The sequence below is a fragment of the Nocardioides sp. NPDC127514 genome (genome assembly GCF_040302125.1).
Taxonomy (GTDB): Bacteria; Actinomycetota; Actinomycetes; order Propionibacteriales; family Nocardioidaceae; genus Nocardioides.
In genome coordinates, this window is the sequence record NZ_JBEORF010000010.1 from 53,408 (window position 1) to 78,666 (window position 25,259).

Genomic DNA, 25,259 nt, shown 5'->3' on the forward strand with positions numbered 1-25,259 from the left:
TCACCTCGGGCAGTAGTTCTTGTCCTTCTTGCGCTCAGCCCAGTCCTCGGGCCTCATCGCCCGCTCGCACTCATGGATCCAGCTGAGCCGATAGGGATGCCCCTCGGGGGTGCCGGTGATCCCGAACTCGCGGCCGCCGGGAGCCTTGATGATCATCGACTCGCGCTTGCCGTGGTCGACGTAGTCGACCTCGAGCACCCAGCGGCAGGTCGGCCCCGAGCTCGACGCCGTGATCGGGATGACCACCGTCTCCCCCTTGGAGAGGGTCACCGTCCGGCTGGCGAAGTAGGGCGAACCGTCCTCCTCGGAGGTCAGCGCCGGCACCGGCGCGCCCAGGTCCGTCCGAAGCAGGATCTTGTCTCCCCCTCCACCTTGGGGAACGTCTTCCACGACCGTGCCCTGGCGCAGGATCGACGTGCACGGCCTGGAACGCTTCGGCCGCAGATCGGTGATCACCACGTCCTCACTGTGCCGGCCGACCAGGGTGACCTCCCAGGTCACGTTTTCCACGGCGTACCACTCGTGCTTCGCCTGCCAGTCGAGATCGTTGACCGCACTGCGCGCCTGGTCGAAGCTCTTGAACGGCGCGGCGCTCGCACCGTCCGGGATCAGCACCGGCCCGCTCATCTCCCGCCTGCGCACGTCCACCAGGTGGATGCCCTTGCCCGGATCGCTCCACCCTTCGGGCAGGAGGCCGGTGAAGAGATTCTGCAGGCCGGAGCCGAACGTCGCCCCCAGCGCGACCAGGACCACGCCGACGACCCATGCGGTCGGCTTCTTCAGCAGCGACACCGTCCACGGCAACACACCCCGGCGGCGTACGTCCCCGGCCGGTGCCGGTGCCTCCGTCGCGGCCTCTTCGGGCTCCTCGGCCCTCTGCCTGGTCATCGGTCCATGCTCCCCTCGGGTAGACGCTCAGCCGGCTCCGGCTCAGACACGGATCCGCCGGACAGCCGCAGCGCGAGCGCCACGGCGACTCCGGTCGCCCAGCCGAAGCAGGCAGCGAAGCGAAGCGCGTCGGCGACGTTGTCGAACGCCCGGGTGTAGGCAGGCAGCGCGAGCTCGGGAGCCGGGAAGACGGCTCCTTCGACGAGACCGACGACCACGGCGAGCACCGCGACCGTGCCCCAGCACCGCATGACCACACCGAGCGCGCTCGGCTCGACGCCGCGCTGCCAGCGCGCCATCATCAGACGGATCGCGAGCCAGATGAGTGCCACCAGGACGACTGAGCTCAGCGTGCGCGGTAGCCAGATCAACGTGTCGAACGTGCCACCGAGCGAGTAGGGGTCATCGGGCGCGGCAAGGCTGGCATGGGCGAACCAGACCATCTGCACCCAGGCCTGGCGCGCACCGACGGCGGCGTCGGAGTAGACGTCGGGACCGTAGTCCCAGGCGAAGCCGCCGACGAGCGCGAGAGCCAGCGTCGGGAGCGCACCCCAGATCGCGACCCGAACGGCTCGCGCTCGTCCCTGCGCAGCGCTGAGCCTCGGCGTCTCCACCGGCGCAGGCGAGTCGTCACGTTCGCCCTGTTCCATCGCAGCGGCCGTGAGCTGGGCCAACGCCACCACGTGCGCCACCACCACGCCACCGACCAGTCCGAGGCCGAGGCCGAGCCAGATCCCGTCGTCCGGGAGCGACCACACCATCCCCGACAGCATCGCGGCCCCGTCCGGGGAGGCCGTGACGTCCCCGAGGATGACGAACAGGTTCGTCATCCCGCCCGCCAGCAGGGACGCACCCAGCACCCGGCCCGCGACCGCGTAGGGGCCGTCCGCTCCGGTTCGGAGGCTCGCGTAGACCAACACGGAGAGGAGGACGACGAAGACCAGCACCGGCCACGCGGAGTCGGGCGCGACGGCGTACTCGTAACGGATCACCGATCCCCAGAGGAAGGACAGGCCGTCGAGCATCCGAGCCAGGAACGCCCCGAACCACTCGTGTCCGCGCGCTTGCCAGAGCGCGGACACGCTTCCGGTGTCGATCGGGACCGCCAACGCGAACGAGTAGAACCAGGCGAAGACCGCGACCACGGCCGTGGTGGCGAACGCACTGCGTCGTCGAGACAAGTTCTGGTGGCTTTCGGTTCGTCCCCGGTGACTGAAAAACTTCGGGTCGCAGTATGCCGGAGACGTGCCCCTCGTGTGGCCGACTCACCCATGCCGGGGCAGCCGACCTCCGGCCCGTCAGCCGCCGTAGGCGTGTGTGGCGGTGGCGCCTCCGTCGATGGCGATCTCGGCGCCGGTGACGAAGCTGGACTCGTCGGAGGCGAGGTAGACGTACAGCGGGGCGATGTCCTCGGGGTGCCCGACGCGCTTGAGGGCGACCTTGGAGGCACCAAACTCCATGGCGGCATCGTCGGCACCGACGCCGCGGGTCATGGGGGTGTCGATCATGCCGGGATGTACGGAGTTGACCCGGATGCCGCTGGGGCCGAGCTCGAGCGCGGCGGCCTTGGTCATGCCGCGGATGGCGAACTTGGTGGAGGTGTAGCCGGCCACGAACGCCATCCCGGCCAGGCCCTCGATCGAGGAGGCGTTGATGATCGAGCCGCCGCCGTTCTCCTTCATCGTCGAGATCACCGAGCGCATGCCGAGGAAGCAGCCGAGGGTGTTGACCCGCCACAGCAGCTCGAACTCCTCGACGGGCTGGGTCAGGATCTCACCGAAGCGCAGGATGCCGGCATTGTTGGCCAGGACGTTGACCGGGCCGTACGTCTCGGCGGTCTGCGCCACCAGCGCGGTCCAGGACTCCTCCGAGCTCACGTCGTGGTGCACGAACAGCGCGGCGTCGCCGAGCTCGTCGGCGAGCAGCTTGCCGGGCTCGTCGGCCACGTCGGCGATCACCACCTTCGCGCCCTCGGACACGAAGGCGCGCGCGATGGCGGCTCCCTGCCCCTGCGCACCACCGGTGACGATCGCGGTCTTGCCCTCGAGACGTGCCATCACTGCTCCTTCAGCTTGAGCTGCATGATCGAGTCGGCCGAGAACCCGGCCGCGGGGTCGCGGTCGGCGAACCAGCCGCCGACCTGCTTGTCGAGCGAGTCCAGGTCCCAGGCGGCGTTGTCGAAGCGCTCGGCCACCGTGGGCGGCGCGAGCACGGCGATCATCCCGCCGTAGACGACGAAGACCTGCCCGGTGATCGCGGCGGCGGCCGGCGAGGCGAGGTAGGTGACCAGCGGCGCGACGTGCTCGGGCCCGTAGGAGTCACCCGAGAGCACGCCCTCGGTCATCGCGGTCGCGGCCCGCGGGCAGATCGCGTTGGCGCGTACGCCGGAACGGCCCATCGAGCGCGCCGCCGACATCGTCAGCGCGGTGATCCCGGCCTTCGCGGCGCCGTAGTTGGCCTGTCCCGGAGGCCCGGACAGGAACGCCTCCGAGGAGGTGTTCACGACGGCGGCGTCCACCGGTGCACCCGTCGACTTCGCCACCGAGCGCCAGTGGGCCGAGGCGTTGCGGGTCAGCAGGAAGTGGCCGCGGAGGTGCACGCGTACGACGAGGTCGAACTCCTCGTCGGACATGTTGAAGAGCATCTTGTCGCGGGTGATGCCCGCGTTGTTGACCACGATGTCGAGCCCGCCGAGGCCGTCGACGGCAGCAGCCATCATCGCGTCGGCGGTGGCCCGCTCGCTCACGTCGCCGGCCGCGATCACCGCCTCGCCGCCGAATCCGCGGATCTCCTCGGCCGCCTCCTCGGCAGCGCCCGGGAGGTCGTTGAGCACCACCCGGGCACCCGCCCGGGCCAGGGCGACCGCCTCGGCGCGCCCGAGACCGGCGCCCGCGCCGGTGACGATCGCCGTCTTTCCGTCCAGGTCAACGCTCACGTGGTGCTACTCCTCGATCCTCAGGGCCGCCTTGGGGCAGCCGGCCACGGCCTGCTCGACGCGGCCGCGGTTCTCGTCGGTCACCGTCGGGTCCTCGATCTGCAGGTAGTCGTCGTCATCGATCTCGAACACGTCGGGAGCGAACGCCTCGCACATCCCGTTGGACTCGCACAGGTCGAAGTCCGCGATCACCTTTGCCATGTCCGTCTCCTTGTCCTCACGCCGTCGTCGAGCCGTCATTCACCAGAGCCCTGGCCGGGCAGCGCGCCCAGCTTGCGGTGGTCCCAGCTTGCGACCTTGTCGGGCTCGATGACGATGCCGACGCGCTTGTGCGCCTGCTTCGAGACCAGGTCCTCGCCGAGCTCACCCAGGTCGGCTCCGCCGGCCATCCGGGTCATCACCCGCAACCCGATCCCCTTGATCTCGTCGTACTCCTCGACGAGCCGCGCCTTGCCGGTGATGCTCACCCCGCGCAGCTCGAAGTAGTCGACGCCGTCCTCGACCAGGCAGGTGACCCGCGGGTCACGCCGCAGGTTGCGGACCTTCTGCGAGGACCCGTAGGTCCAGAAGACGATCTTGCCCTCGTCGAGCACGTAGAACAGCGTGGTCAGGTGTGGAGCGCCGTCGGGACCGACGGTCGCGACCTGCACCTTCATCTGCGAGCCGAGGAAGTCCTCGATCTCGGCGTCGGTCAGCTGTACGGACTGGCGGGACCCGGCCATGTGCCCTCCTAGAGCATCAAACTAGAACACGTTCTACCATATCAGGAACGGGCGTCCCCCTTGAAGCGACCCTACGGCGGGAGCTAGGAGGCGGCCTTCATCTCGGAGATCAGCCAGCCGCCGTCGTCCTTGACCAGCGTCAGCACCTCCCAGGTCGGGCTGACCACGGTGTTCTTCGTCTTCGGCGCGGTCGCGCTCTGGTTGACGAAGAGCAGCACCTGCGCGGTCTCCTCGGTGGCCGAGATGATGGACGCGGCACAGTCCTCGTCGACGCAGGCCTTGCCCTCCTCGGCGGCCTTCGCACCCTCCTCGGAGAGCGGCGCCACCTCGGCGTCGACCTTGATGCCGAGGTCGGCCTGCTCCTTGCGCTTGTCCTCGCCGGGCAGCGTCTTCTCGTAGTCCTTCTGCATCGCCGGCGTCATCAGCTTCTTCGCCGCCGCGATGTCCTTCTCCGCACTGGCGGCCTGGTAGGACATCACCGTTTGCGCCAGTCCGACCGAGTGCTCCATGATCGCCGCCCGGGACCCGGCCGCGGTCAGCTCCCCGCTCGGCGCCACGTCGTCCTTCGACGCCAGGTCGACGGCCAGCCACAGCAGGCCGCCCGCGACCAGGACGAGTACGCCGAGAACGGCCGTCAGCACCCGGCTACCGTCACCCAGCCACCGCTCGGCGAACCCGGCGCTCTCCTCGGTCTCACCCTCACCCTCAACCTCAGCTTGAGGCTCTGCGGGGTCGGTCTCGACGTCCTCGGACTCGGCCGCGCCGGCCTCCGTCTCCTCCGCAGCAGCGACCTCGTCACGTACGTCCTGGTCCTGGTCGTGGGCCGGAGGAAGCAGGTCGGAGCCGCAGTAACGGCACTTGATCGCGGCTGCCTTGATCGTCTCCGCGCAGAAGGGGCACTCCTTCTGGCCGGTGGAGACCGATCCGTTCGCTCGTACGCCTGTCATCAGTTGACTCCTGCCAGGTCGGACATGCGCCATCCGTCCTTCGTCTTGGCCAGCGACACCTTGAAGCGGTACTTCGAGCACCGCGCACCGTCGTAGGGGCAGGTGTCGCTCTTCTTCAGCTCAGCGGTCTGGCTGCTGGTGACGACCGAGTCCACGGCGACCAGCACGACCGCCTTCTTCGACCCGATCGCGCGGATGCCGACCTGCTTGACCTTGCCCTTCGAGATGGTCTGGGCGGGGATCGCGGCCTGCCGGATCTGCTCGGCGATGGCGGTGTACTCCTTGCCGAAGGTGCCGGTGGAGATCTCCTTGACGGCCTGGATCCGCGGGTCCATGTCGCGGTAGTCGACGTCGAGGAAGGCGATCACGCCGTCCTCGGCGACCGCCTTCACCTCGTCGTAGTCGGCGGCCGCGGCCTCGGCGGGCGTCGTCCAGGGCAGCACCCGGGCGCCGCCGATGAAGACTGCCGCGGCCAGCACGACCAGGATCACGACCACCGCCGCGAGCACGGTGTTGAGCCGCCCCAGTCTGGCCAGGGAGAGCTTGACGTCGAGCGAGTTGTCGGATGGCATCTGGCTCACTCCTCTCCCAGGATCATCGATCGCCAGGAGTCGTCGGACAGGGCGGAGACCAGGCCTCCGTCATCGGTCGGGGTGGACATCGTGACCGTCTTTCCATCGGGGAGCTTGGTGCGCCCGGTCTTCGGGTCGTAGGTCGTGACGTACTTCCCCACGCCCTCGGGCTTGGGGACCATGTTGACACCGCGCTGCATGATCGGGTTGTCACCCTGGTAGCCGGGCTGGGCACGCTCGTCGGTGCACTTGGCCGGGTAGAGCGGCTGGTCCTCCATCACGGTGCCGGGGATCCACTGGTCGGCGGGCTTGTAGCCCTCCTGGCACGGCGGTGTGGTGTAGACGAAGCCCATCGACAGGTGACCGTAGCCGTCGCCGGGCGACCCGGTCCACCCTGTCGCCACGACGCGCGGGAAGGTCACCAGGGTCTGCTCGATCGCGGGCAGCCGGGCGGTGAGGACCTCGTTGACGGTGCTGAGGTTGGCCAGGAAGACCGGCAGGAGCGGCTGCAGACCGTCGAGCAGCGACTGCACCTGGACCGCGGTCGCCTCGCCGCCCTGCAGGATCTCGCGCAGCTCCGGGTCGCGCTTGTCCAGCGTGGCGGTGACCTCCTCGAGCCCGTCGGCGAACTCGCGGATGTCGCCGCTGTGCTCCTTCTGCGTCTGGAGCACGGTCTGGCTGGTGTTGAGCAGCCGCACGGTCTCCTTCTGGTGGGCGGAGGCCTGGTCGACCAGGGTGGAGCCCGAGTCGAGCAGCGTACGCAGGTTCTCGGCGTTGCCGCGGAACAGCGTGCCGAGCTCGGCGACGACGGTGCTCAGGTCCTGGCCGTTGATCGAGGTGGTGAAGCTGTTCAGCTCGGTGAGCAGCTCGTCGGTGGTGCCGGGCATCGACTCCGGGCCGGCGGTCACGACGTCGCCCTCGGCCAGGTAGGGCCCGGCGGCCGAGTCGGGGATGAAGTTGATGTACTGCTCCCCCACCGCCGAGAGGTTGTGGACCTCCACCTCGGCGTCCCGCGGCACCTCGGTGCCGGGGTCGAGCTCGAGCTCGGCGCGTACGCCTTCGTCGGTGACGGTCATCGAGGCGACCCGGCCGATGCTGACGCCGCGGTAGTTGACCTCGCTGCCCTCGTAGAGGCCACCCGAGGCCGGCAGGTCGACCGAGACGTCCACGTGACGGCCGAGGACCCGGTCGACGACGCCGAGGTAGGCGGCCGAGACGTAGAAGATCCCGACCGCGGCGAGGATGAGGAAGATGACCAGCTTGTTGCGGACGCTCCGTGTCATCAGCTACCGCCTCCCAGCAGTCCGAGGAGGCCGGCCAGGCCCCCGGTCGTCGGCTCGGCCGTGGGCGACTCGGTCTCGGTCGGGCTCGAGAGGCCCTCGGCTATCTCCGGCACCAGGTCGTTGAGCCCCGGCGTCTTGGTCGAGGTGGAGCTCTTGGGCAGCAGGTCGGAGATGTCGGGCAGCTTCGGCGTCTTCTCCCCCGGCTTCGCCGCCGTGTCCTCCTTGCCGACCACCGAGCAGACCAGCTGCAGGTTGGTCAGGTCGCACAGCGCCTTGGCCAGCGGCTGGATCGCCTCGCAGCCCTTGGAGTAGGACAGGCAGATCTGGAAGACCTGCGGGATGATGCCGCTGGACTCGCCGTTGGTGAGGCTGCCGACCAGCTTGCCGAGGTCGAGGTCCATGTGGAACAGCGCGTTGGAGTAGTCACCCATCGCCAGCCCGGAGGCGTTCTCGGGGAACGGGAAGCTGGCCGCCATCATCAGGCCGCGCGGCAGCGAGTCACCGGCGTCGGCGAGCTCGCGCAGCGTCGGGGCGAGCTCGTCGAGCGCCGTGGTCAGGTTGGCGCCGCTCTGGTTGATCACCCGCGTCGCGACGACCCCGAGCCGGTCGAGCGCCTTCATCATCTTCAGCAGGTCGGCGTGCTGCTGACGGAGCACCTGGAGCGCCGGGCCGAAGGAGTCGATGGCCGCCTCGATCTTCTCGGACTCCTTGTTGAGGGTGCGGGTCAGCCGGTCGACCTGCTCCATCGCCCTGATGATCGAGCCCTTCTGCTGGTTGAGCGAGGCGACCGTGGTCTCCAGGTTGCCCAGCAGCGCCCGCATGTCGCCGGTGCGCCCGTCCATCATGGTGTTGAGCTCGTCGCTGATCGTCTTCAGCTGCCCGACTCCGCCACCTGCCAGCAGGAAGGAGAGCGCGCCGAGCACCTCTTCGACCTCGGGGTTGCGGTTGGTGCGGTCGAGCCCGATGGTGGCGCCGTCGCCCAGCCTGCCGGCGCTGGCGATGGTGGACCCCTCGGGCGCCACCAGAGCGATGTACTTCTCCCCGAGCAGGCTGGTCTGGCGTACGTTGGCCAGCGCGTCGGCAGGGAGCTCGATGTTCTTGCGGAGGGTCATGGTGACCTTCGCGTGCCAGCCCTCCCGCTCGACCTTGTCGACCTGGCCGATCGGAACGTCGTTGGCCATCACCTTGGTGCGCGGCACCACGTCGACGACGTCGTTGAACTCCGCGGTGACGACATAGCCGTCGCCCTCGCCGACCTCCTTGCCGGGAAGCGGCAGGTCATAGGCCTGTACGCCGCACCCGCTCGCCATCGCGACGAGGCCGACCATGGCCAGGAAGACGCGCGTCCTCATCTCTTGCCTCCCGACATCAGTTCCTGGAGCGAGCCGCTGAGCTCGGTGATGCCGCCCTGGGTGACGACCTCCGGCTCCACCTCCGGCTGCTTGGCCGGGGTGCCGGTGTCGAGCGGCAGCCCGGTGGCGGTGTCGCGGTCGGTCGGGGCGCTGGCATCGGTGAGCGCCTTGCCCGCCGGCGCGGTCGACCCGGTCGGAAGCAGCGCCTTGAACAGTGCGCAGATCTCCTTGGCTCCGGGGATCTTGTCGTTCTCCACGACCATGCAGAGGATGTTGGACAGATCCGACCCGATCGGCCCGACCTGCAGCCGGAAGCCGACCGAGCCCGACGCCGGGTCGAAGGATTCGGCCAGGTTGCCGATACCGAGCGGCGCCAGGTCGATGACGGTGCCGAGCGTCTCCTTCTCCTTGGCCAGGATGTTGAGCGTCTTGTTGAGCTCCTTGACGTCGCCGACCAGGGCGTCGCGGTTGTTCTCCACGAAGGACTTCGTCACCTTGACCGCCTGCGCGATCGCGGCGAGCGCCTGGTCGAGCTCGTCGCTCTCGCCGGCCAGCTGGGTGGAGACGGTCCCGAGGTCGGTCAGGAACTTCTCGGTGGTGTCGTCGTTGCGGGCCAGCGTCCGGGTGACCTCGGAGAGCTGGGAGAGGGTGCTGAAGAGCTGCTCGGAGTTGCCGCCGAGCACCTGGGCCGCCTCGGACATGTCGGCGATCGCCTGGTTGCCGATCTTGCCGTTGCCCTCCAGGGCGTCGGCGCCCTCGCGCAGGACGTCGCTCAGTGCCCCGTTCTTGTTGGCGCCGTTGGGTCCCAGCGCGGTGGTGAGCTCGGAGAGGCTGGCGTAGATGCGGTCGAGCTCGACCGGGACCGCCGTGCGCTCGATCGGGATCTCGCCGCCGTCGGCCATGGCCGGCCCGCCGGTGTAGGCCGGGGTCAGCTGCACGAACCGGTCGGCGACCAGCGTCGGAGTGACGATCGCCGCCTTGACGTCCTTCGGGAGCTTGTAGTCGCTCTCGTACTCGATCACCGCGTCCACGTGGTCGCCCTTCGGCTCGAGCGAGGCGACCTTGCCGACCTTGACGCCCATGATGACCACGTCGGAGCCCTCGTAGATGCTCACCGCCTGCGGGAAGCTGACGGTCACCAGCTTGGTGTCGGGGGCGGCGACCTCGGAGACGAGCAACAGCCCGCACATCACCACCAGCGCGATGGGCAACGCGGCCCACTTTCGGCCCCAGAAGTTCTTTGTCATTGCACGATCCCTGGTCGTCGTCCGGGCACGAACTCGCCGCTCACGATGCCGGTCAGGTTGGCGAGGTAGGCGTCGAACCAGGGGCCGGTGCCGATGATGTTGATCAGGATCGACGCGTACGGCCCGTAGTTCTGGATGGTCTTGGTCAGGTCCTCGTCGCGGGCGTTGAGGAACTTCAGCGCCTGGTTGAGCGCGTCCAGCGCGGGCCCGATCTGCTTCTGGTTCTCCTTCACCAAGGCCTGCAGCTGCTCGGCCAGGGCGGTGGCGTTGACCAGCAGCTGGTGGATCGCCTGGCGGCGCTGGATGAGCTCGGCGAAGACCTGGTCGCCGTTCTCCATCACGCTGATGATGTCCTGCTTGCGCTGGTTCACGAGCTGGACGACCTTCTCGGCGTCCTCGAGCAGCGACTCGAGCTCGTCGCCGCGGGCGGCGATCGTCTGGGAGAGCGCGGCGATGCCCTGGAAGGCGCCCTGTACCTCGGGCCCAGCCTTGTCGAGCGTGCCCGACATCGTGGTCAGCGCCTTGGCCAGCTGCTGGGTGTCGATCGCCTCGGTCGTCTCGGCGAGATCGCCGAACGTGCCGACGATGTCGCTGCCGGCGCTGGTGCGGGCCAACGGGATCTTCGAGCCGGCTTCGAGCGTGCGGCCGCCCTGCGGGGTGATGTCGAGGTACTTCTCCCCCAGCAGGTTGAGCACCCCGATCTTCGCCTCGCTGCGATGGCCGATCTCGGTGCCCTCGACCGAGAACGAGACCACCACCTTGGCGCCCTCGATCTCGATGTCGCTGACCCGGCCGACCCGGATGCCGGCGATCTCCACCCGGTTGCCCACGTGCAGGCCGCTGGTGTCGGAGAACTCGGCCTGGTAGGTGGTGCCGGCGAACCACGGGAGCTTGCGCAGGTTGAACGCCGCGGTCAGCGCCAGCGCGATCGCCACGATCGTGATCACGCCGGTGCGCTTGAGCTGGGTGTCGCTGTGGTGTGCCATCAGAGCTTGCACCTCTCGGCCCGGCTGTAGAAGGCCACGTTGTCGAGCTGCTTCTGGATGGCCTTCACGGCGGGCGAGTTGTCGAGCAGCTCACCGAGCGAGGGCAGCTTGATCGAGAAGTCGAGGTCGCAGAGGTAGTAGTTGTACCAGGAGCCGTAGCTGCCGATCCGCGCCTGCGACTCGAGGGTCTCCGGGAGCCGCTCGAGCGTCCTGTCGAGCAGCTTCTGGTTGCCCGGCTTGTTGAGGATGTCCACCACCCGCTTGAGCTGCTTGATGTCCTCCTTGAGGAACGGGCGTACGTCGGTGAGCAGCCCGGCCAGCTCGTCGGTGAGGTCGCCGATCGAGGAGATCGAGTCACCGATCGCCTCCTTGTCGCGCGCCAGGTCCTTCATCCAGCCGCTGAGCTGCTGGATGAGCTCGGCCAGCTCGGTGTGGTGCTCGTTGACGGTGTTGAGCGTCTTGGAGAGGTTGGTGATCACGTCACCGATCAGCTGGTCGCGCTCGGCGAGCGCACTGGTCAGCTCGGCCGTCTCCGAGAGGAGGCTGGCGACGGTGCCGCCCTCCCCCTGCAGCACCCGGATCAGGTTGAGCGAGAGCTTGTTGACGTCCTTGGGCTGCAGCGCCTGGAAGAGCGGCTGGAAGCCGTTGAAGAGCTCGGTCAGGTCGAGGGCGGGAGTGGTGTTGGCCATCGCGATGGCCTGGCCCTGCCGCAGCGGGGTGCTCTCCGATCCCGGCTCCTGCTGCCCGGCGTCCTGGGTCAGCGCCAGGTAGCGGTCGCCGACCAGGTTCAGGTAGCGCACCTGGGCGCCGCTGGCGGTCGTCAGCGGCACCGTCTTGTCGACCCGGAAGGTGACCATCGCGTGGTCGCCGTCCTCGATCTCGACGGCGAGCACCTCGCCCACGGTGATGCCGGCGACGCGTACGTCGTCCCCTTCGCTCAGGCCCGAGGCGGTGGTGAACTCGGCACGGTAGGGCACCCGGTCGCCGAAGCCGACGTTGCCCATGATCGAGGCCAGGGTGCCGGTGACGAGGATCGAGAGCACGGTGAAGATGACCAGCTTGATCCCGGCCACCGCGGTCTTCAGATCGCGCTTGTTCACTGCAGACCCCCGTTCCCCGGTGCCCACGGGACGTCCTCGGTGCCGTTCTCCAGCTCCTTCGGGCCGGCCGGCACCTTCGGGTTCGGCAGGCCGTCGCACCACGGGCCGTGGCCGATCTCGCCCCACTCGGGGCGGTCGTCGCGGCCGTACGCCGGCTTCTGGGTGCCGTCGAGGACCATCGTCTGGCGCACGCGGTTCTGCTGGAAGACGGTCGCTAGGAGCTCGGTGTAGTCGTCGAGGCCTCGCAGCAGGCAGGTGTACTCCGGCGAGTAGTCGGAGAGCAGCTTGAGCAGCGGGACGGCCAGCTCGGTCTCGTACCTGATCGCCTTCTCGTTCGTGGCGAGCAGGTTCTCGGAGGTGTCAGCGACTCCGGTCACCGAGGTCAGCAGGCCACCGAGGCGGGTGCGCTGCTCGGTGATGGTGTTGGCGGTGGTCGTGGTGTTCTCGAGGACCTTGACCAGGTCGGGCGCGGCCATGGAGTAGGTCTCGGCGACGTCGGCCATGTCCTCGAGATCGCGTTCGAGTGTGGGGAGGTGGACGTTCATCTCTTCGAGGTAGTCGTTGAGCTGGACCAAGGTCTCGCCGAGCTTCTCCCCGTTGCCGGAGAGCGCGGTGGCGAGGGCGTGCAGGGTGCTGTTGAGGTCTTGGGGACGGATCGACTTCAGCAGCGGGAAGAGCCGGGCCAGGATCACGTCGAGCTCGACGCTGGTGCGGACCCGGTCGGCGGGGATCACGGTGCCGTCGCTCAGGGCGCCGGTGCGCTCCCCCTCGGGGTCGATGAACTCGACGTACTTCTGCCCGAACAGCGTCGTCGGCTTGATGGCGACGCTGACGTTGGCGGGGATCTGCTCGGCCTGCTCCGGCTCCAGGCCGAGCTCGATGACGGCCTTCTTGCCGTCCTGGTCGATCTCGCGGATCTGGCCGACGATGACGCCGTGCATGCGTACGTCGCCGTAGCGAGGCAGCTGCAGGCCGGCCCTGTCCGCCTCGACGCTCACGGTGGTGAACTGCACGAACGCCTTCTGGTAGATCGCGATGCAGAGCGTGATCAGCAGGGCGAGGGTCACCGTGAAGGCGATCCCGGAGACGAAGAGCTTGGTGTGCTCGGCGCGGGTGTCGCGCTGGATGCCCATCAACATCTGGCGCTCACCCCGTGATCCGGACCGTGGTCGTCGAGCCCCAGATCGCGAAGCTCAGGAAGAAGTCCGCGACGACGACCGTGACGATGGACGTACGGATCGCCTTGCCGACCGCGATGCCGACGCCGGCGGGACCGCCGGAGGCGGTGTAGCCGTAGTAGCAGTGGATCAGGATGATCGCGACCGCCAGGATGATCAGCTTGAGGAAGCTGTAGAGGATGTCGATCGGCGGCAGGAACGCCAGGAAGTAGTGGTCGTAGGTGCCGCCCGACTGGCCGTACATCAGCGTGGTGATCAGGCGCGGGCTGAGGTAGGAGGCGCACAGCGCGACGATGTAGAGCGGGATGACGGCCAGGAACCCGGCGATCATTCGGGTGGTCACCAGGTAGGGCAGGCTCGGCACGCCCATCGCCTCGAGCGCGTCGATCTCCTCGCTGATGCGCATCGCGCCCAGGCGGGCGGTGTAGCCGCAGCCGACCGTCGCGGCCAGCGCGATCGAGGAGATCAGCGGCGCGACCTCGCGGGTGTTGAAGAAGGCCGAGATGAACGCGGAGAACTTCGCGACACCGATCTGGCTCAGGCTGGCGTAGCCCTGGATGCCGACCTCGGAGCCGGCGAAGAACGCCATGAACGCGATCACGCCGACGGTGCCGGCGATCATCGTCAGGCCACCGGCTCCGAAGGCGACCTCGGCGAGGATGTTGAGGATCTCCCGCTTGTAGCGGCGCACGGCGCGGGGAGCCCAGGCCAGCGCCTTGGCGTAGAAGAGCAGCTGGTCGCCGTAGCCCTCGATGGCCTGGCGCTGCTCCTTGACGATCTGGTTGCCCACCTGGGCGAGCGTGTTGGTCACCGGGGGATCACAACCCGTCCTGAGGAACGATCTGGAAGTAGACAGCGGTCATGATGGAGTTGAGGACGAACAGCATCATGAACGCGATGATCACGGCCTCGTTGACCGCTCGGCCGACGCCGCTGGGACCACCCTGGGCGTTGAGGCCGTTGTAGGCGCCGATGATCGCCGCCAGGAACCCGAACAGAGCCGACTTGACCATCGAGATGTAGAGGTCGGGAAGGCTCGCCAGCGCGGTGAAGCTCGACAGGAACGCGCCGGCCGAGCCGCCCTGGACGATCACGGTGAAGAAGTAGCCGCCACCGATGCCGGTCGCGATCACGATCCCGTTGATCATCACCGAGACGAACAGGCACGCGAGGACCCGCGGGATCACCAGCCGGATCACCGGGTCGATGCCCAGCACCTCCATCGCGTCGATCTCCTCACGGATCTTGCGCGAACCCATGTCGGAGCAGATCGCCGACCCGGCCGCTCCGGCGATGATCAGCGCGGCCGCCATCGGCGCCGCCTCCCTGACCACCGCGAGCACCGCCGTCGCCCCCGCGAACGACTGTGCTCCGAGCTGGCCGGCGAGGTTGCCGACCTGCAGCGAGATGACCGCCCCGAACGGGATCGAGACCAGCACCGCGGGCAGCAGCGTGACGCTCGTGATGAACCAGGCCTGCTCGAGGAACTCGCGCATCTGGAACTTGGTCGTGAACGTCCCCTTGACGACCTCTCCGGTCATCAGGCCCATCCCGCCGACGCCTCGGACCAGCGAGGCGAACTGCACTGCCATCCTGCACCTTTCGGGTGGTCTTGTGACTCGGCTCACGTTTCAAGCCTGTAGTAGAACATGTTTCAGTTCTGAGGGCAACGACCCGCCGCGACATGCCCGGGAACAGGGTGGGAGGTATTCCGGTCCAACGACTTACCCGCCGGTAGGTGACGCGGATCACAGGATCCTCCATGCCTGCGCCGCGGCCGGAGAAGGCCGGCTCTCGCATGCTGGTCATGAGCGTGATCGCACGCGCTGCGGCTCTCGGCGGGGCCAGAAGCCCGCACCGGTGTGTCTCGCCGCGCCGGGGCGGTTAGATTGGGAACTGTGATGAAACTGTCGCCGGGGGGCGTCATGAGGTTCCTGCGCCGCCTGCTCCTCGCCGTGTTCGGCGTGCCGGTGGCGCTGGCCGTCGTGATGAGCCTCGTCGACGGCTACCGCAGCCGAGGAAAGCGAGGCCTCAGGGGCAAGCCGTTCCCGGTGACGCCACCGCTGACCAACAGCGTCGGCGACGGCACGGTCACCACCTACACCTTCGGCAACGACCTCTACGAGGACATGATCGCCGCCATCGACGGCGCCAAGAAGCAGATCTTCCTCGAGACGTACATCTGGAAGGGCGACGAGGTCGGTCAGCGGTTCAAACAGGCGCTGGCCTCGGCGACCGAACGAGGCGTCGACGTCTACTGCATCTTCGACGAGCTCGCCAACCTCGTGGTGCCCTCCCGGTTCAAGCGCTTCCCCGAGGGGATGCACGTCCTGCGCTACCCCACCTACGCGGCGGGGTGGCGCTTCTTCGATCTCTCCCGCTACGGCCGCGACCACCGCAAGATCCTGGTCGTCGACGACACGGTCGGGTTCGTCGGTGGCTACAACATCGGGACCGCGTACGCCACCGAGTGGCGCGACACGCACGTGCGCATCACCGGCCCCGGTGTGTGGGACCTGCGGCGCGCGTTCGCCGACTTCTGGAACCTCAACCGGCGGCGACCGCACCCGCTGACCCACGCGAACGCCGCCGAGGGTCCGCTGCTCATCGAGACCGCACCGTCGTGGGAGCCCGATCTCCGGTTCCACCGCAACGTGCCCCGGTTGTGGATGTTCCCGATCCGGTCGATGTACCTGGAGGCGATCAACCGGGCCTCCCGCAACATCTACCTGACCACCGCCTACTTCGTCCCCGACGAGGACTTCGTGGACGCGCTCAAGGCCGCTGCGCAGCGCGGCGTCGACGTACGCATCCTGCTGCCACTGAAGTCGAACCACATCGTCGTCGACTGGATCTCGCGCGGCTACTTCTCCCAGCTGCTCGGCTCGGGGGTGCGGATCCTGCGGTTCAAGGACGCCATGATCCACGCCAAGACCGCCACCGTCGACGGCTTCTGGTCGACCGTCGGCACCGCCAACATCGACCGGCTCTCGCTGACCGGCAACTACGAGATCAACCTGGAGATCTTCGACCAAGACGTCGCCAAGCAGATGGAGGAGATCTTCTCCCGCGACGAGTCCAACGCGATCGAGCTGACCGCCGACGAGTGGGCCTCCCGCGAGATCCACCGCAAGTTCACCGAGCTCGTCCTCACCCCTCTCCGACCCCTGCTCTGACCCGCGGGCCTGCAGTCAACGCGGCAGATGCGTCCGCGGCGACATCTTCGGCCCCCGCCGAGGCCGCTTCCCAGCCCCGCGATAGATCAGCGCGACAACACGAGCACGATGGGGCCGAAATGCCTCCAGATAGTCGCGTAGCCGGTCGTCGTCCCAAGCCTGGTTGGTCAGCGCCCAGCCGACGTCCTTGGCGAGGTGGTAGTCGCCGAAGCTGACGGCGTCGGGGTCACCGAGCGCCCGCTGCCGCACCTCGGCGACGGTCCACTCCCCGATGCCCGGGATGGTGGTGAGCCGCCGCTCGACCTCCTCACCCGGGAGACCGGCGGTGCGCTCGACCGCCGTCGCGACCCGGGCGGCCTGGAGGACGGCCTTGGACCGGGCCGGGTCGACGGGCAGGCGCAGCCAGTCCCAGCTCGGGATGGTCCGCAGCGCCTCCGGAGTCGGCTGCAGGCGCAGCCCGTGGTCGGCACCCGGACCCGGGGCGACCTCACCGAAGCGCCTGACCAGGTTGCCGAAGCCACGGAAAGCCTCGTTGTTGGTCACCTTCTGCTCGATGATCGAGGGCACCAGCGCCTCCATCACCAGACCCGTACGTCCGAAGCGCGGCGTCTCGAACCGCTCCAGCAGGCCCGCGAGCAGCGGATCGTCGGTGTGGAACTCCTCCGGGCGGTCGCCCGCTCCGAGCAGTCCGGGCACGTGCTCCAGCGCCCACTCCGCGCCCTCGCCCCACGCCTCGGACTCCACCTCGGCGTCGCGCTGGCGCAGCCTGAGCGTGACGGGGCCCTGCGGCGTACGGACGGCTCGCCAGTGGTCCTCGCCGAGGATCTTGTACGTCGGGTCACCCAGCCCACGACGAAGCGGCCGCAGCATCGAGGCGAGGCCCACGGCGTAGCCCGGGCGAACCGTCCTCTGCTGACTCATGCCCCGAGGTTAGCCCGCGGGAAGACCCGGCTGGTGGTCAGATGGGTCGCCCGGCCGGCAGGGTCGCGGCCCGTGAAGCCGAAGACCCGGTGTGCGCCGTGGAGGGCGTCGGCGGTGACGACCTGGTCGGTGTCGTACGGAAGGACCTCGTAGCTCTGCGGCTCGTCGCCGATGGCGACCCCCTCAGGGCCGGGAACCTCGTCGACCCACAGCCGGCCGTCGGAGCTCTGGTGCAGCGTCCAGTCGACGATGCGGGCGCGGTAGGTGCCGAGGAGCCGGCCGGCGTCGAAGCCAGCGGGCGGCTCGGACGGTGGCACCGGGTCGGGCGCGATCCGGACGCCCGCGAGGTCGTCGAGGAGGTGGCCGACGACGTCGTGGTAGAGCCCGTAGGTGTCGCCGCCGTTGGTGAACAGCGCGACCGCCAGCCCGTGCTCGGGCACCATCCTGAAGAAGGCCGACTGCCCGATCGTCTGGCCGTCGTGGCCGACGATTCCCTGACTGAGGTCGTCGAGGGACCAGCCCAGGCCGCGCGCGTCGGAACGGGTCGATGCGGGATGGTCGACCTGTCGGGTGACCGTCTCGGCGCACGAGGCCGCCGAGACGACTTGGGTGCCGTCAGGAGCCGCCCCGCCGGCGAGATGCATGGCGGCGAAACCGAGCAGATCGCGTACGCGCATCGACAGCATCGCGCCGACCGGGCCGCTGGCCCGGGCCATCCCCCACGCCGGTCCCGGTCGGAGGACATGGTCGGGAGCGGGGTCGATGTGACCCATCGCCGCGCGGAACCGGATCGCGTCGTAGGCCGTGGTGGCGATGTGGCTGAGACCCAACGGGGCGGCGAGACGCTCCTGGAGCGCCCGGTCCCAGGTGGTGCCGCGCAGCACCTCCACCAGGCGCCCGAGCACGGCGAAGCCCGCATTGGAGTAGGAGAACCGCTCCCCCGGGGCGAAGATCTGCGGCAGGTCACCCATCGACGCGACGAACCGCTCGACCGCGTCATCGCCCGGCCCGTGGTCGGTGAAGATGTCGCCCTCGAAGCCGGCCGTGTGGGAGAGCAGCTGACGGATCGTGATCGTCTCGGCCGCCTCCTCGTCGGCGACCGCGAACCCCGGCAGGTGACGCCTGATCTCGTCGTCGAGGCCGACCCGGCCCTCGTCGACGAGCTGCATCACCAGGTCGGTGGTCCACAGCTTGGTGATCGAGCCGACCTGGAAGAGCGAGTCGGTGGTCGCCTCCACGCCGGTCGCGAGGTTGAGGATGCCGTAGGCGTGGTCGATGACCTGGCCGTCCTGGAGCACTCCGACAGCGGCCGCCGGCACGCGGCGACGCGCCATCAGGGCGGGCAGCTCGGACTCGATCCAGGAGCGGGCAACGGCAAGCGGCATGGGGCGAGGATAGGTCGGAGCGGCTCAGCGCCCGATGTCGGCGAGAGCTGTCAGGGCGCGCTCGAACGCCATCCGGTCGGCCGGGTCGAGATCGGCCAACAGCTCCGTCTCCATGGCCTCGATCGCATCACGGCAGCCGCGGAGGACCCGAGCGCCGGCCGGGGTCAGGGACACGATCCGGTTGCGGCGGTCGGCCGGGTCGGGCTCGCGCTGGACCATCCCCTGGGTCTCGAGGCGGTCCAGGTTGCCGATCAGGCGGGTCTTGTCGCGGCCGGTCGTGGCGGCGAGCTGCGCCTGGGTGGGCGCGTCGGAGTCGGCCAACGAGCTCAGTACCGCGTAGTCCCACATCTCCAGCCCAGCGGCGTCGAGGATCGGCTTCTCACGGGCCATCACCTCGCGCATCAGACGGGACAGCAGGAAGCCGAGCTCGGGTCGATCCACCGCAGAATCCTAACCGCTCGACATATCGTCTACGTGTGCTTACGATCTACTAATGCTTACTTTTTCACAGACGCTCGCCGCCTACGGCCGCGCCCTCGACGACACCACCACGCTCGCCGCTGCGGCCGGCGATCTGACCGTTCCCACCCCCTGTGCGGACTGGGACCTCGCCGACCTCTTCGGCCACATGATCGGACAGAACCTCGGCTTCGCCGCCGCGGTCGCCGACGGCGACGCGCCGGTGGCTGCGTACGAGTCCGTGGCGGTCACCGGCGACGACGTCGCGCAGAGATGGCAGGACTCGGCCACCCGGGTGCGGGACGCGTTCGGTGCCGCCGACCCGGAGTCGACCGTGCACCTCGCCGAGTTCGGCTTCCGCCCGACCGTCACAGTCGCACTGGGGATGCAGCTCCTCGACGCCGCCGTGCACGCCTGGGACGTCGCCACGGCACTCGGGCAGACCTACCGCCCGGCCGAGGCCACGGTCACCTTCGTCCTCGACCTGGCCCGGCAGATCGCCGCGACCCCGGGCGGGACGCCGGTGTTCGCCGCACCGCTCGCCGAGAGTGGCAAGGACCCCTGGGGCGACGCGCTGCGCCTTCTCGGGCGCGATCCGGGGGCCAGCTGAACGCGTCGCGCGACGTGGGTCTCGACCCGCTTCGCGGGTTCGCGGGCTCATCCGCTGCGCTCGGCCTCCTCCCGTTTGCCCGGCGCAAGCGCCGGGCAAGGCTCGGATGTCGGTGGCGTGATGTTCACTGGAGACATGCTGCTCGCCGACATCGTCTCCACCTCGAACGCCGTCGCCGCGACCCGGTCACGGAAGGCGAAGGTCGCCGCGCTGGCGGAATGCCTCGGCGCGGCCACGCGCGACGAGCTGCCGGTGGTGACCGCCTACCTCGCCGGCACGCTGCTGCAGCGGCGTACGGGGCTGGGGTGGCGCTCGCTCACCACGCTCCCCTCCCCTGCGGCCGAGGCGACCCTCACGGTCGGCGACGTGCACGAGGCGTTCGAGCGGATGTCGCTGCTGGCGGGCTCGGGCTCGCAGGTCGCCCGGGCCGCCGAGGCCGAGACGCTCTTCGGCGCGGCGACAGCAGCGGAGCAGGTGTGGTTGCGAGGCGTCATCACCGGAGAGGTACGCCAAGGAGCACTGGACTCGCTCGTGCAGGAGGCGATCGCGGTGGCTGCCGGGGTGCCGTTGCCCGCCGTACGCCGCGCCGCGATGCTGGCGGGCTCGACCGTGGTAGTTGCGGGGCTCGCCTTCGACGGCGAGGAGGCGCTCGCCGAGGTCGGCCTGGTCGTGGGGCGGCCCGCGCTGCCGATGCTCGCCTCGTCGGCGGGCTCGGTCGAGGAGGCCATGGCCAAGCTGGGCGAGGCGGTCGTGGTCGACACCAAGCTCGACGGCATCAGGATCCAGGCCCACAAGTCGGGCTCGGAGGTACGCATCGCGACCCGCACCCTGGAGGACATCACCGCGCGGCTGCCCGAGGTGGCTGAGATCGTCGCCTCCTTCCCGGCCGACACGCTGGTGCTGGACGGCGAGGCCATGACGCTCGGACCGGATGGTCGACCGCGGCCGTTCCAGGAGACGGCCTCGCGCACCGCGACCCGATCGGCGGCGGACACGGTCGTCGCGCCGTACTTCTTCGACATCCTCCACGTCGACGGCCGCGACCTCATCGACCTCGCGCTCGACCAGCGCCTCACCGAGCTCGACCGGGTCGTCCCCGAGCGGCATCGGGCGCCGCGGCTGGTCACCGTGGACACCGAGGAGGCGGAGCGGTTCGCCACCGACGTGCTCGCCGCCGGCCACGAGGGCGTCGTCGTCAAGGGGGTCGGCCTGCCCTGGGAGGCGGGGCGGCGAGGCTCGGGCTGGATCAAGGTCAAACCCGTCCACACCCTCGATCTGGTCGTCATCGGCATCGAGTGGGGCTCGGGACGCCGCAAGGGCTGGCTCTCCAACATCCACCTCGGCGCCAGGGGTGCCGACGGCGAGTTCGTGATGATCGGCAAGACGTTCAAGGGCATGACCGACCAGATGCTGGCCTGGCAGACCGAGCGTTTCACCGAGCTCGCCATCGGCGGCACCGACGACTGGCAGGTGAAGGTCCGCCCCGAGCAGGTGGTCGAGATCGCCTTCGACGGGGTGCAGCGCTCGACGCGCTATCCGGGCGGCGTCGCGCTGCGGTTCGCCCGGGTGGTGCGCTACCGCGAGGACAAGACGCCGGCGGAGGCGGACACGATAGATGCCGTCAGAATGTATCTTCAGTGACCTGATCGGGATACCGGGTGCAGGTGGCCCCGAACGATCCTTTAACCTCACTGCGCGTGCCCCCACACGCCTATGCCCGCCTCGTTGCGCTTCTCGCGACGCTGACGATGATCGTGGGGTCCGCCGCCGTCAACCCGGCCCCCGCCGCCACCGACGCCTCCGCCGACCAGTCCGTCGCCGCGCCGAGCGCCAGCGTCTCCCGGCCGATTCTGGGTGAGTCGTTCACGCTGAGCGGCTCGCTCGGGCCCGGCGTGAGCCGGGTGGTCTGGCTGGAGCGCTACCACGACGGCGACTGGCAACGCGTACAGAAGCAGATCGCCGACCAGACCGGCCACTACTCCTTCGTCGTGAGCCAGTCCTCGTGGCGGATGCGCTGGCGGGTCCTCGCCCCCGGCGTCGAGCGGGAGGGGCGGAACTGGCCGGAGCTGGCCACGGTGCCGCGTACGCTCTTCGGGCAGCCGCAGGCCGTCACGACCAGCATGGCGAGGTCGGTGCGCGCCGGGAGCGCCGTGCGGCTCACCCTGTTCGCCGCCCCGGCCCGCCCCGGCCGAGTGCTCACGCTCCAGCGCGACAGCGGCAACGGATGGACGAACGTCGCCAACCTCACCACCGGCCCGACCGGCCATGCGACGTACGTCTTCAGGACCCGGGAGGTGGCGAAGACGCGGTTCCGGACGGTCGCCAGGGCGCATCACGGTGCGCCGGCGTTCGTGGGATCCTCGGCGGCCGTCTACGCCCTCGGGAGCAGGCCGGTCGGGGTGATGGCCTGGCGCGGCGACTCGCTCAACCATCCGGAGAACACCCTGGACGCGTTCCGCAGCGCCGTGCGGCAGCGGGCCGACTTCATCGAGATGGACTTCCAGCCGACGGCCGACGGCGAGTGGGTGCTGCTGCACGACGGCGACTTCAGGCGTACGACCGACGTCGAGGACCGCTTCCCCGAGCGCCGGAGGGCGAGCCCGCGGGAGTTCACCCTCGCCGAGGTGCAGTCGCTCGATGCCGGCTCGTGGATGGGGCCGCAGTTCCGCGGCGTCCGCGTGCCGACCATCGAGGAGACCTTCGACGCCATCGACGTGGCCGAGAGGCTCTACGGCCACCGGGTCCGGCTCGTGGTCGAGCTCAAGGGCGAGAGTGCCGCCGAGATGCGCGCGCTCTACCGCAAGGTCGTCTCGCTGCGCCCGGACTGGGTCTCCAGAAAGGGACACGGCGACAAGGCGATCTTCATGAGCTTCGACGCGAGCCACTTCGACTTCCCCGGCTTCGAGCGAACCGGGATGGAGACCGTCGCCGTCAAGGACGAGCCCGATCCCGCGGACCTCCACGATGACGAGTTCACCCAGGTGCACCTCCACACCCGGCTGCTCGACGCCGCCCTCGTGGACCGCTACCGCAACCAGGGCGCCGAGGTCGGCACCTGGCCGGCGGTCAACACCGCGTCCGTGCTCCGCGCCGCGGTCGCGGGGGTCGACTACGTCACCACCGATGACGTCGCGGGCGCTCGGCGCGCACTGCTCCACTAGGCGGATGCGAGGACTGTGAGGACTGACACTGACAGTGCAACTCCGAGTTGCACGCCGCGTACAGTGTGCGTGTGAGCAGCCGATCAATCAGTTCCCACTCCCCCTCGGGCTCCGCTTCGGCCCGCGGCACCGAGCCCGACGGACGCCGCTCGGCCGCCGCCGCCCGACGCCGTGCCCGCGAGGCAGACATCGTCGCCGCGACCCGCAAGCTCTTCGACGAGCGCGGAGTGAGCGACGCCCAGATCGAGGACATCGCCAAGGCGGTCGGCATCAACCGCGCGATCGTCTACCGGCACTTCACCGGCAAGGACGAGATCTTCGCACTGACCCTGGTCGGCTACCTCGACGAGCTCCGCGAGCGGATGCTCTCCGCGACCGAGGGTGACAGCGCACCCACCGACGTCGTCCGTGACGTCGTCGGCACCTTCGTCGACTACGGGATCGAACATCCCGCCTTCGTCGACTGCGCCCAGACGCTGATGCGCCGCAGCGGCTCCGACCTGCTCGACGAGCTCTCCGAGAGCGCCCTGTTCCGCCTGGGCCGGGCGATGAACGGCTGCCTCACCATCCTCACCACCGTCTTCGAGGACGGTGCCGCCTCCGGCGAGCTCCACGTCAAGGATGCCAACCTGCTCGCCAACACCCTCTACGCCTCCGGCCTCGGCGCCCTCCAGCTCGCCCGCGTCGGCATCCTCGTCTCGGAGTCCGCCCCCGGCGTACCCACCGTCGGCTCCGTCTCCCCCGACCAGGTCCGCGACTTCCTCGTCACATCCGCCCTGGCCCTCACCGCCAAATAGCGCCGAGCCGTCACGTACGTCGGCCGAGCCGTCAGTTCTGGCGCGCGAGAAGGTAGTTCCGGCGCGCGAGACGTCACATGCGTCGGCCGAGTGGGCAACCAGGTGCCAACTCGGCCGACGGGCGTGACGTCTCGGGCTACTTCTCCAGGATGGCGACGACGCCCTGGCCGCCGGCGGCGCAGACGGAGATGAGGCCGCGGCCCGAGCCCTTCTCGTCGAGGAGCTTGGCGAGGTTGTTGATGATCCGGCCGCCGGTGGCGGCGAAGGGGTGGCCGGCGGCGAGGCTGGAGCCCTTGACGTTGAGCTTCTCGCGCGGGACGGTGCCGAGCGGGGCGTCGAGGCCGAGCTTGTCCTTGCAGAAGTCCGGGGACTCCCAGGCGGCGAGGGTGGAGAGGACCTGCGAGGCGAACGCCTCGTGGATCTCGAAGAAGTCGAAGTCGTCGAAGGTGAGGCCGTTGCGGGCGAGGAGGCGCGGGACGGCGTAGGCGGGAGCCATCAGCAGGCCCTCGCCACCGGCGACGTAGTCGACAGCGGCGACCTCGGCGTCGACGAAGTACGCCAGCACCGGCAGGTTCTTGGCGGCAGCCCACTCCTCGCTCGCGAAGAGCACGGCGGAGGCGCCGTCGGTCAGCGGCGTCGAGTTGCCGGCCGTCATGGTCGGGTTCTCGCCCTTGACCCCGAAGACGGGCTTGAGGGTCGCGAGCTTCTCCACGGTCGAGCCCGGGCGGAGGTTGTTGTCCTTCTCCAGACCACGGAACGGGGTGATCTGGTCCTCGAACCAGCCGGCCTCGTACGCTGCGGCGAGCTTCTGGTGGGAGGCGGCGGCCAGCTCGTCCTGGGCCTCGCGGGTGATGCCCCACTCCTGCGCGGTCAGCGCGGCGTGCTCACCCATGGAGAGCTTGGTGCGCGGCTCGACGTTGGCCGGGATGTTGGGGATGACGTCGGCGGGGCGGAGCTTGGCGAAGGCCTTGACCCGGTCGATGTTGGTCTTGGCGCGGTTGGCCTCGAGCAGGACCTTGCGGAGCTTCTCGCCCAGCGCGATCGGCGCGTCGGAGGTGGTGTCGGTGCCGCCCGCGATGCCGGAGTCGAGCTGGCCGAGCGCGATCTTGTTGGCGATGTAGGTCGCGGCCTGGAGGCCGGTGCCGCAGGCCTGCTGCAGGTCGACGGCGGCCGTCTCGGGCGCCAGCTTGGAGCCGAGCACCGACTCGCGGGTCAGGTTGAAGTCGCGGGAGTGCTTGAGCACCGCGCCGGAGGCGACCTCACCGATGCGCTCGCCCTCGAGGCCGAAGCGAGCGGCGAGCCCGTCGAGGACGGCGGTGAACATCTCCTGGTTGGACGCGGTCGCGTACGCACCGTTGGAGCGGGCGAAAGGAATGCGGTTGCCGCCCACGATGGCGACACGACGAGTGGTGGTCATGAGTTCATCCTTGTCTGATGAAGCGCTTTGGAGAAGGGTATGTCAGGGAGATCACGAAAAGTGGACACCGAGTTACACGCCTAGTTACAACTGGCCAGTAACATACCAACGTACGCCTCAGAG

25 protein-coding genes are annotated in these 25,259 nt (G+C 69.2%); 5 read left to right on the forward strand and 20 right to left on the reverse strand.

The window, feature by feature from the left end; translation table 11 throughout:
* From ABTX24_RS09835 to ABTX24_RS09910, 16 genes are all read right to left on the reverse strand, one after another.
* Complete coding sequence (locus tag ABTX24_RS09835) at positions 1-888, reverse strand: hypothetical protein (protein ID WP_350839222.1); 888 nt, start codon at positions 886-888, stop codon at positions 1-3.
* Positions 885-2,069 (reverse strand): hypothetical protein, encoded by a 1,185-nt coding sequence (locus ABTX24_RS09840; RefSeq protein ID WP_350839224.1) that lies wholly within the window; start codon positions 2,067-2,069, stop codon positions 885-887. The genes ABTX24_RS09835 and ABTX24_RS09840 overlap by 4 nt, the downstream gene beginning before the upstream one ends.
* Before the next feature lie 117 nt (positions 2,070-2,186).
* A complete protein-coding gene (locus tag ABTX24_RS09845; protein ID WP_160023228.1) occupies positions 2,187-2,945 on the reverse strand; it encodes a glucose 1-dehydrogenase in 759 nt (252 codons plus the stop codon).
* Positions 2,945-3,823, reverse strand: coding sequence for an SDR family NAD(P)-dependent oxidoreductase (locus ABTX24_RS09850; protein WP_350839226.1), 879 nt, complete (start codon positions 3,821-3,823; stop codon positions 2,945-2,947). Before ABTX24_RS09850 ends, ABTX24_RS09845 begins: the two co-directional genes overlap by 1 nt.
* A gap of 6 nt (positions 3,824-3,829) precedes the next feature.
* Positions 3,830-4,024 (reverse strand): ferredoxin, encoded by a 195-nt coding sequence (locus ABTX24_RS09855; protein ID WP_160023224.1) that lies wholly within the window; start codon positions 4,022-4,024, stop codon positions 3,830-3,832.
* Positions 4,025-4,059: 35 nt separating this feature from the next.
* Complete coding sequence (locus ABTX24_RS09860; RefSeq protein WP_160023222.1) at positions 4,060-4,545, reverse strand: pyridoxamine 5'-phosphate oxidase family protein; 486 nt, start codon at positions 4,543-4,545, stop codon at positions 4,060-4,062.
* 83 nt (positions 4,546-4,628) lie between these two features.
* Complete coding sequence (locus ABTX24_RS09865; protein WP_350839229.1) at positions 4,629-5,492, reverse strand: hypothetical protein; 864 nt, start codon at positions 5,490-5,492, stop codon at positions 4,629-4,631.
* Positions 5,492-6,064, reverse strand: a complete 573-nt coding sequence (locus tag ABTX24_RS09870; protein WP_160023220.1) for an Rv1363c family protein — start codon at positions 6,062-6,064, stop codon at positions 5,492-5,494. Before ABTX24_RS09870 ends, ABTX24_RS09865 begins: the two co-directional genes overlap by 1 nt.
* Positions 6,065-6,069: 5 nt before the next feature.
* Positions 6,070-7,347 carry an MCE family protein gene (locus ABTX24_RS09875; protein WP_160023218.1) on the reverse strand — a complete coding sequence of 426 codons (1,278 nt, stop codon included), beginning with the start codon at positions 7,345-7,347 and terminating at the stop codon, positions 6,070-6,072.
* On the reverse strand, positions 7,347-8,699 hold the full coding sequence (locus ABTX24_RS09880) for an MCE family protein (protein ID WP_350839230.1): 1,353 nt from the start codon (positions 8,697-8,699) through the stop codon (positions 7,347-7,349). Before ABTX24_RS09880 ends, ABTX24_RS09875 begins: the two co-directional genes overlap by 1 nt.
* The gene (locus tag ABTX24_RS09885; RefSeq protein ID WP_350839231.1) at positions 8,696-9,946 is read right to left on the reverse strand and encodes an MCE family protein; all 1,251 of its coding nucleotides are present in this window, start codon (positions 9,944-9,946) and stop codon (positions 8,696-8,698) included. Before ABTX24_RS09885 ends, ABTX24_RS09880 begins: the two co-directional genes overlap by 4 nt.
* On the reverse strand, positions 9,943-10,932 hold the full coding sequence (locus tag ABTX24_RS09890; protein WP_350839233.1) for an MCE family protein: 990 nt from the start codon (positions 10,930-10,932) through the stop codon (positions 9,943-9,945). Before ABTX24_RS09890 ends, ABTX24_RS09885 begins: the two co-directional genes overlap by 4 nt.
* A complete protein-coding gene (locus ABTX24_RS09895; protein WP_350839235.1) occupies positions 10,932-12,032 on the reverse strand; it encodes an MCE family protein in 1,101 nt (366 codons plus the stop codon). The genes ABTX24_RS09890 and ABTX24_RS09895 overlap by 1 nt, the downstream gene beginning before the upstream one ends.
* Positions 12,029-13,171: an MCE family protein gene (locus ABTX24_RS09900; RefSeq protein WP_350839237.1), complete on the reverse strand. Its 1,143-nt coding sequence runs from the start codon at positions 13,169-13,171 to the stop codon at positions 12,029-12,031. Before ABTX24_RS09900 ends, ABTX24_RS09895 begins: the two co-directional genes overlap by 4 nt.
* Before the next feature lie 7 nt (positions 13,172-13,178).
* A complete protein-coding gene (locus ABTX24_RS09905; protein WP_350839239.1) occupies positions 13,179-14,021 on the reverse strand; it encodes an MlaE family ABC transporter permease in 843 nt (280 codons plus the stop codon).
* Positions 14,022-14,028: 7 nt separating this feature from the next.
* Positions 14,029-14,802 (reverse strand): MlaE family ABC transporter permease, encoded by a 774-nt coding sequence (locus ABTX24_RS09910; RefSeq protein WP_091041520.1) that lies wholly within the window; start codon positions 14,800-14,802, stop codon positions 14,029-14,031.
* 309 nt (positions 14,803-15,111) lie between these two features.
* Between ABTX24_RS09910 and ABTX24_RS09915 the strand changes: the two genes are divergently transcribed.
* Positions 15,112-16,386 carry a phospholipase D-like domain-containing protein gene (locus tag ABTX24_RS09915; RefSeq protein WP_350839240.1) on the forward strand — a complete coding sequence of 425 codons (1,275 nt, stop codon included), beginning with the start codon at positions 15,112-15,114 and terminating at the stop codon, positions 16,384-16,386.
* Positions 16,387-16,401: 15 nt separating this feature from the next.
* Here ABTX24_RS09915 and ABTX24_RS09920 read toward each other — a convergent pair whose 3' ends face one another.
* From ABTX24_RS09920 to ABTX24_RS09930, 3 genes are read right to left on the reverse strand one after another with little or no spacing between them, the layout of a single operon-like run.
* Positions 16,402-17,307 carry a DNA-3-methyladenine glycosylase family protein gene (locus ABTX24_RS09920; RefSeq protein ID WP_350839242.1) on the reverse strand — a complete coding sequence of 302 codons (906 nt, stop codon included), beginning with the start codon at positions 17,305-17,307 and terminating at the stop codon, positions 16,402-16,404.
* On the reverse strand, positions 17,304-18,692 hold the full coding sequence (locus tag ABTX24_RS09925) for a serine hydrolase domain-containing protein (RefSeq protein WP_350839244.1): 1,389 nt from the start codon (positions 18,690-18,692) through the stop codon (positions 17,304-17,306). The genes ABTX24_RS09920 and ABTX24_RS09925 overlap by 4 nt, the downstream gene beginning before the upstream one ends.
* Before the next feature lie 24 nt (positions 18,693-18,716).
* The gene (locus ABTX24_RS09930) at positions 18,717-19,133 is read right to left on the reverse strand and encodes a MarR family winged helix-turn-helix transcriptional regulator (RefSeq protein ID WP_160023198.1); all 417 of its coding nucleotides are present in this window, start codon (positions 19,131-19,133) and stop codon (positions 18,717-18,719) included.
* Between the two features lie 52 nt (positions 19,134-19,185).
* On the opposite strand from ABTX24_RS09930, the gene ABTX24_RS09935 reads away from it, so the two are divergent.
* The 4 genes from ABTX24_RS09935 (at position 19,186) to ABTX24_RS09950 (ending at position 23,719) form a co-directional block, all read left to right on the forward strand.
* Positions 19,186-19,761, forward strand: a complete 576-nt coding sequence (locus ABTX24_RS09935) for a TIGR03086 family metal-binding protein (RefSeq protein WP_350839246.1) — start codon at positions 19,186-19,188, stop codon at positions 19,759-19,761.
* Between the two features lie 120 nt (positions 19,762-19,881).
* A complete protein-coding gene (locus tag ABTX24_RS09940; protein WP_502890784.1) occupies positions 19,882-21,402 on the forward strand; it encodes an ATP-dependent DNA ligase in 1,521 nt (506 codons plus the stop codon).
* A gap of 56 nt (positions 21,403-21,458) precedes the next feature.
* On the forward strand, positions 21,459-22,922 hold the full coding sequence (locus tag ABTX24_RS09945; RefSeq protein ID WP_350839248.1) for a glycerophosphodiester phosphodiesterase: 1,464 nt from the start codon (positions 21,459-21,461) through the stop codon (positions 22,920-22,922).
* A 71-nt stretch (positions 22,923-22,993) separates the two neighbouring features.
* Positions 22,994-23,719: a TetR/AcrR family transcriptional regulator gene (locus tag ABTX24_RS09950; RefSeq protein WP_350839250.1), complete on the forward strand. Its 726-nt coding sequence runs from the start codon at positions 22,994-22,996 to the stop codon at positions 23,717-23,719.
* A 136-nt stretch (positions 23,720-23,855) separates the two neighbouring features.
* On the opposite strand, the gene ABTX24_RS09955 is transcribed toward ABTX24_RS09950, so the two are convergent.
* Positions 23,856-25,136, reverse strand: a complete 1,281-nt coding sequence (locus ABTX24_RS09955; RefSeq protein WP_160023190.1) for an acetyl-CoA C-acetyltransferase — start codon at positions 25,134-25,136, stop codon at positions 23,856-23,858.
* Positions 25,137-25,259 lie beyond the last annotated feature (123 nt).

What these genes read in the sequence shown, in the direction of transcription:
- ABTX24_RS09920 (WP_350839242.1), bottom strand. Translation starts at nt 17,307, where the DNA reads ATGAGTCAGCAGAGGACGGTTCGCCCGGGCTACGCCGTGGGCCTCGCC.
- ABTX24_RS09885 (WP_350839231.1), bottom strand. Translation starts at nt 9,946, where the DNA reads ATGACAAAGAACTTCTGGGGCCGAAAGTGGGCCGCGTTGCCCATCGCG.
- ABTX24_RS09860 (WP_160023222.1), bottom strand. Translation starts at nt 4,545, where the DNA reads ATGGCCGGGTCCCGCCAGTCCGTACAGCTGACCGACGCCGAGATCGAG.
- ABTX24_RS09890 (WP_350839233.1), bottom strand. Translation starts at nt 10,932, where the DNA reads ATGGCACACCACAGCGACACCCAGCTCAAGCGCACCGGCGTGATCACG.
- ABTX24_RS09910 (WP_091041520.1), bottom strand. Translation starts at nt 14,802, where the DNA reads ATGGCAGTGCAGTTCGCCTCGCTGGTCCGAGGCGTCGGCGGGATGGGC.
- ABTX24_RS09935 (WP_350839246.1), top strand. Translation starts at nt 19,186, where the DNA reads ATGCTTACTTTTTCACAGACGCTCGCCGCCTACGGCCGCGCCCTCGAC.
- ABTX24_RS09835 (WP_350839222.1), bottom strand. Translation starts at nt 888, where the DNA reads ATGACCAGGCAGAGGGCCGAGGAGCCCGAAGAGGCCGCGACGGAGGCA.
- ABTX24_RS09880 (WP_350839230.1), bottom strand. Translation starts at nt 8,699, where the DNA reads ATGAGGACGCGCGTCTTCCTGGCCATGGTCGGCCTCGTCGCGATGGCG.
- ABTX24_RS09900 (WP_350839237.1), bottom strand. Translation starts at nt 13,171, where the DNA reads ATGTTGATGGGCATCCAGCGCGACACCCGCGCCGAGCACACCAAGCTC.
- ABTX24_RS09915 (WP_350839240.1), top strand. Translation starts at nt 15,112, where the DNA reads ATGAAACTGTCGCCGGGGGGCGTCATGAGGTTCCTGCGCCGCCTGCTC.
- ABTX24_RS09845 (WP_160023228.1), bottom strand. Translation starts at nt 2,945, where the DNA reads ATGGCACGTCTCGAGGGCAAGACCGCGATCGTCACCGGTGGTGCGCAG.
- ABTX24_RS09870 (WP_160023220.1), bottom strand. Translation starts at nt 6,064, where the DNA reads ATGCCATCCGACAACTCGCTCGACGTCAAGCTCTCCCTGGCCAGACTG.
- ABTX24_RS09955 (WP_160023190.1), bottom strand. Translation starts at nt 25,136, where the DNA reads ATGACCACCACTCGTCGTGTCGCCATCGTGGGCGGCAACCGCATTCCT.
- ABTX24_RS09940 (WP_502890784.1), top strand. Translation starts at nt 19,882, where the DNA reads ATGTTCACTGGAGACATGCTGCTCGCCGACATCGTCTCCACCTCGAAC.
- ABTX24_RS09925 (WP_350839244.1), bottom strand. Translation starts at nt 18,692, where the DNA reads ATGCCGCTTGCCGTTGCCCGCTCCTGGATCGAGTCCGAGCTGCCCGCC.
- ABTX24_RS09875 (WP_160023218.1), bottom strand. Translation starts at nt 7,347, where the DNA reads ATGACACGGAGCGTCCGCAACAAGCTGGTCATCTTCCTCATCCTCGCC.
- ABTX24_RS09865 (WP_350839229.1), bottom strand. Translation starts at nt 5,492, where the DNA reads ATGACAGGCGTACGAGCGAACGGATCGGTCTCCACCGGCCAGAAGGAG.
- ABTX24_RS09855 (WP_160023224.1), bottom strand. Translation starts at nt 4,024, where the DNA reads ATGGCAAAGGTGATCGCGGACTTCGACCTGTGCGAGTCCAACGGGATG.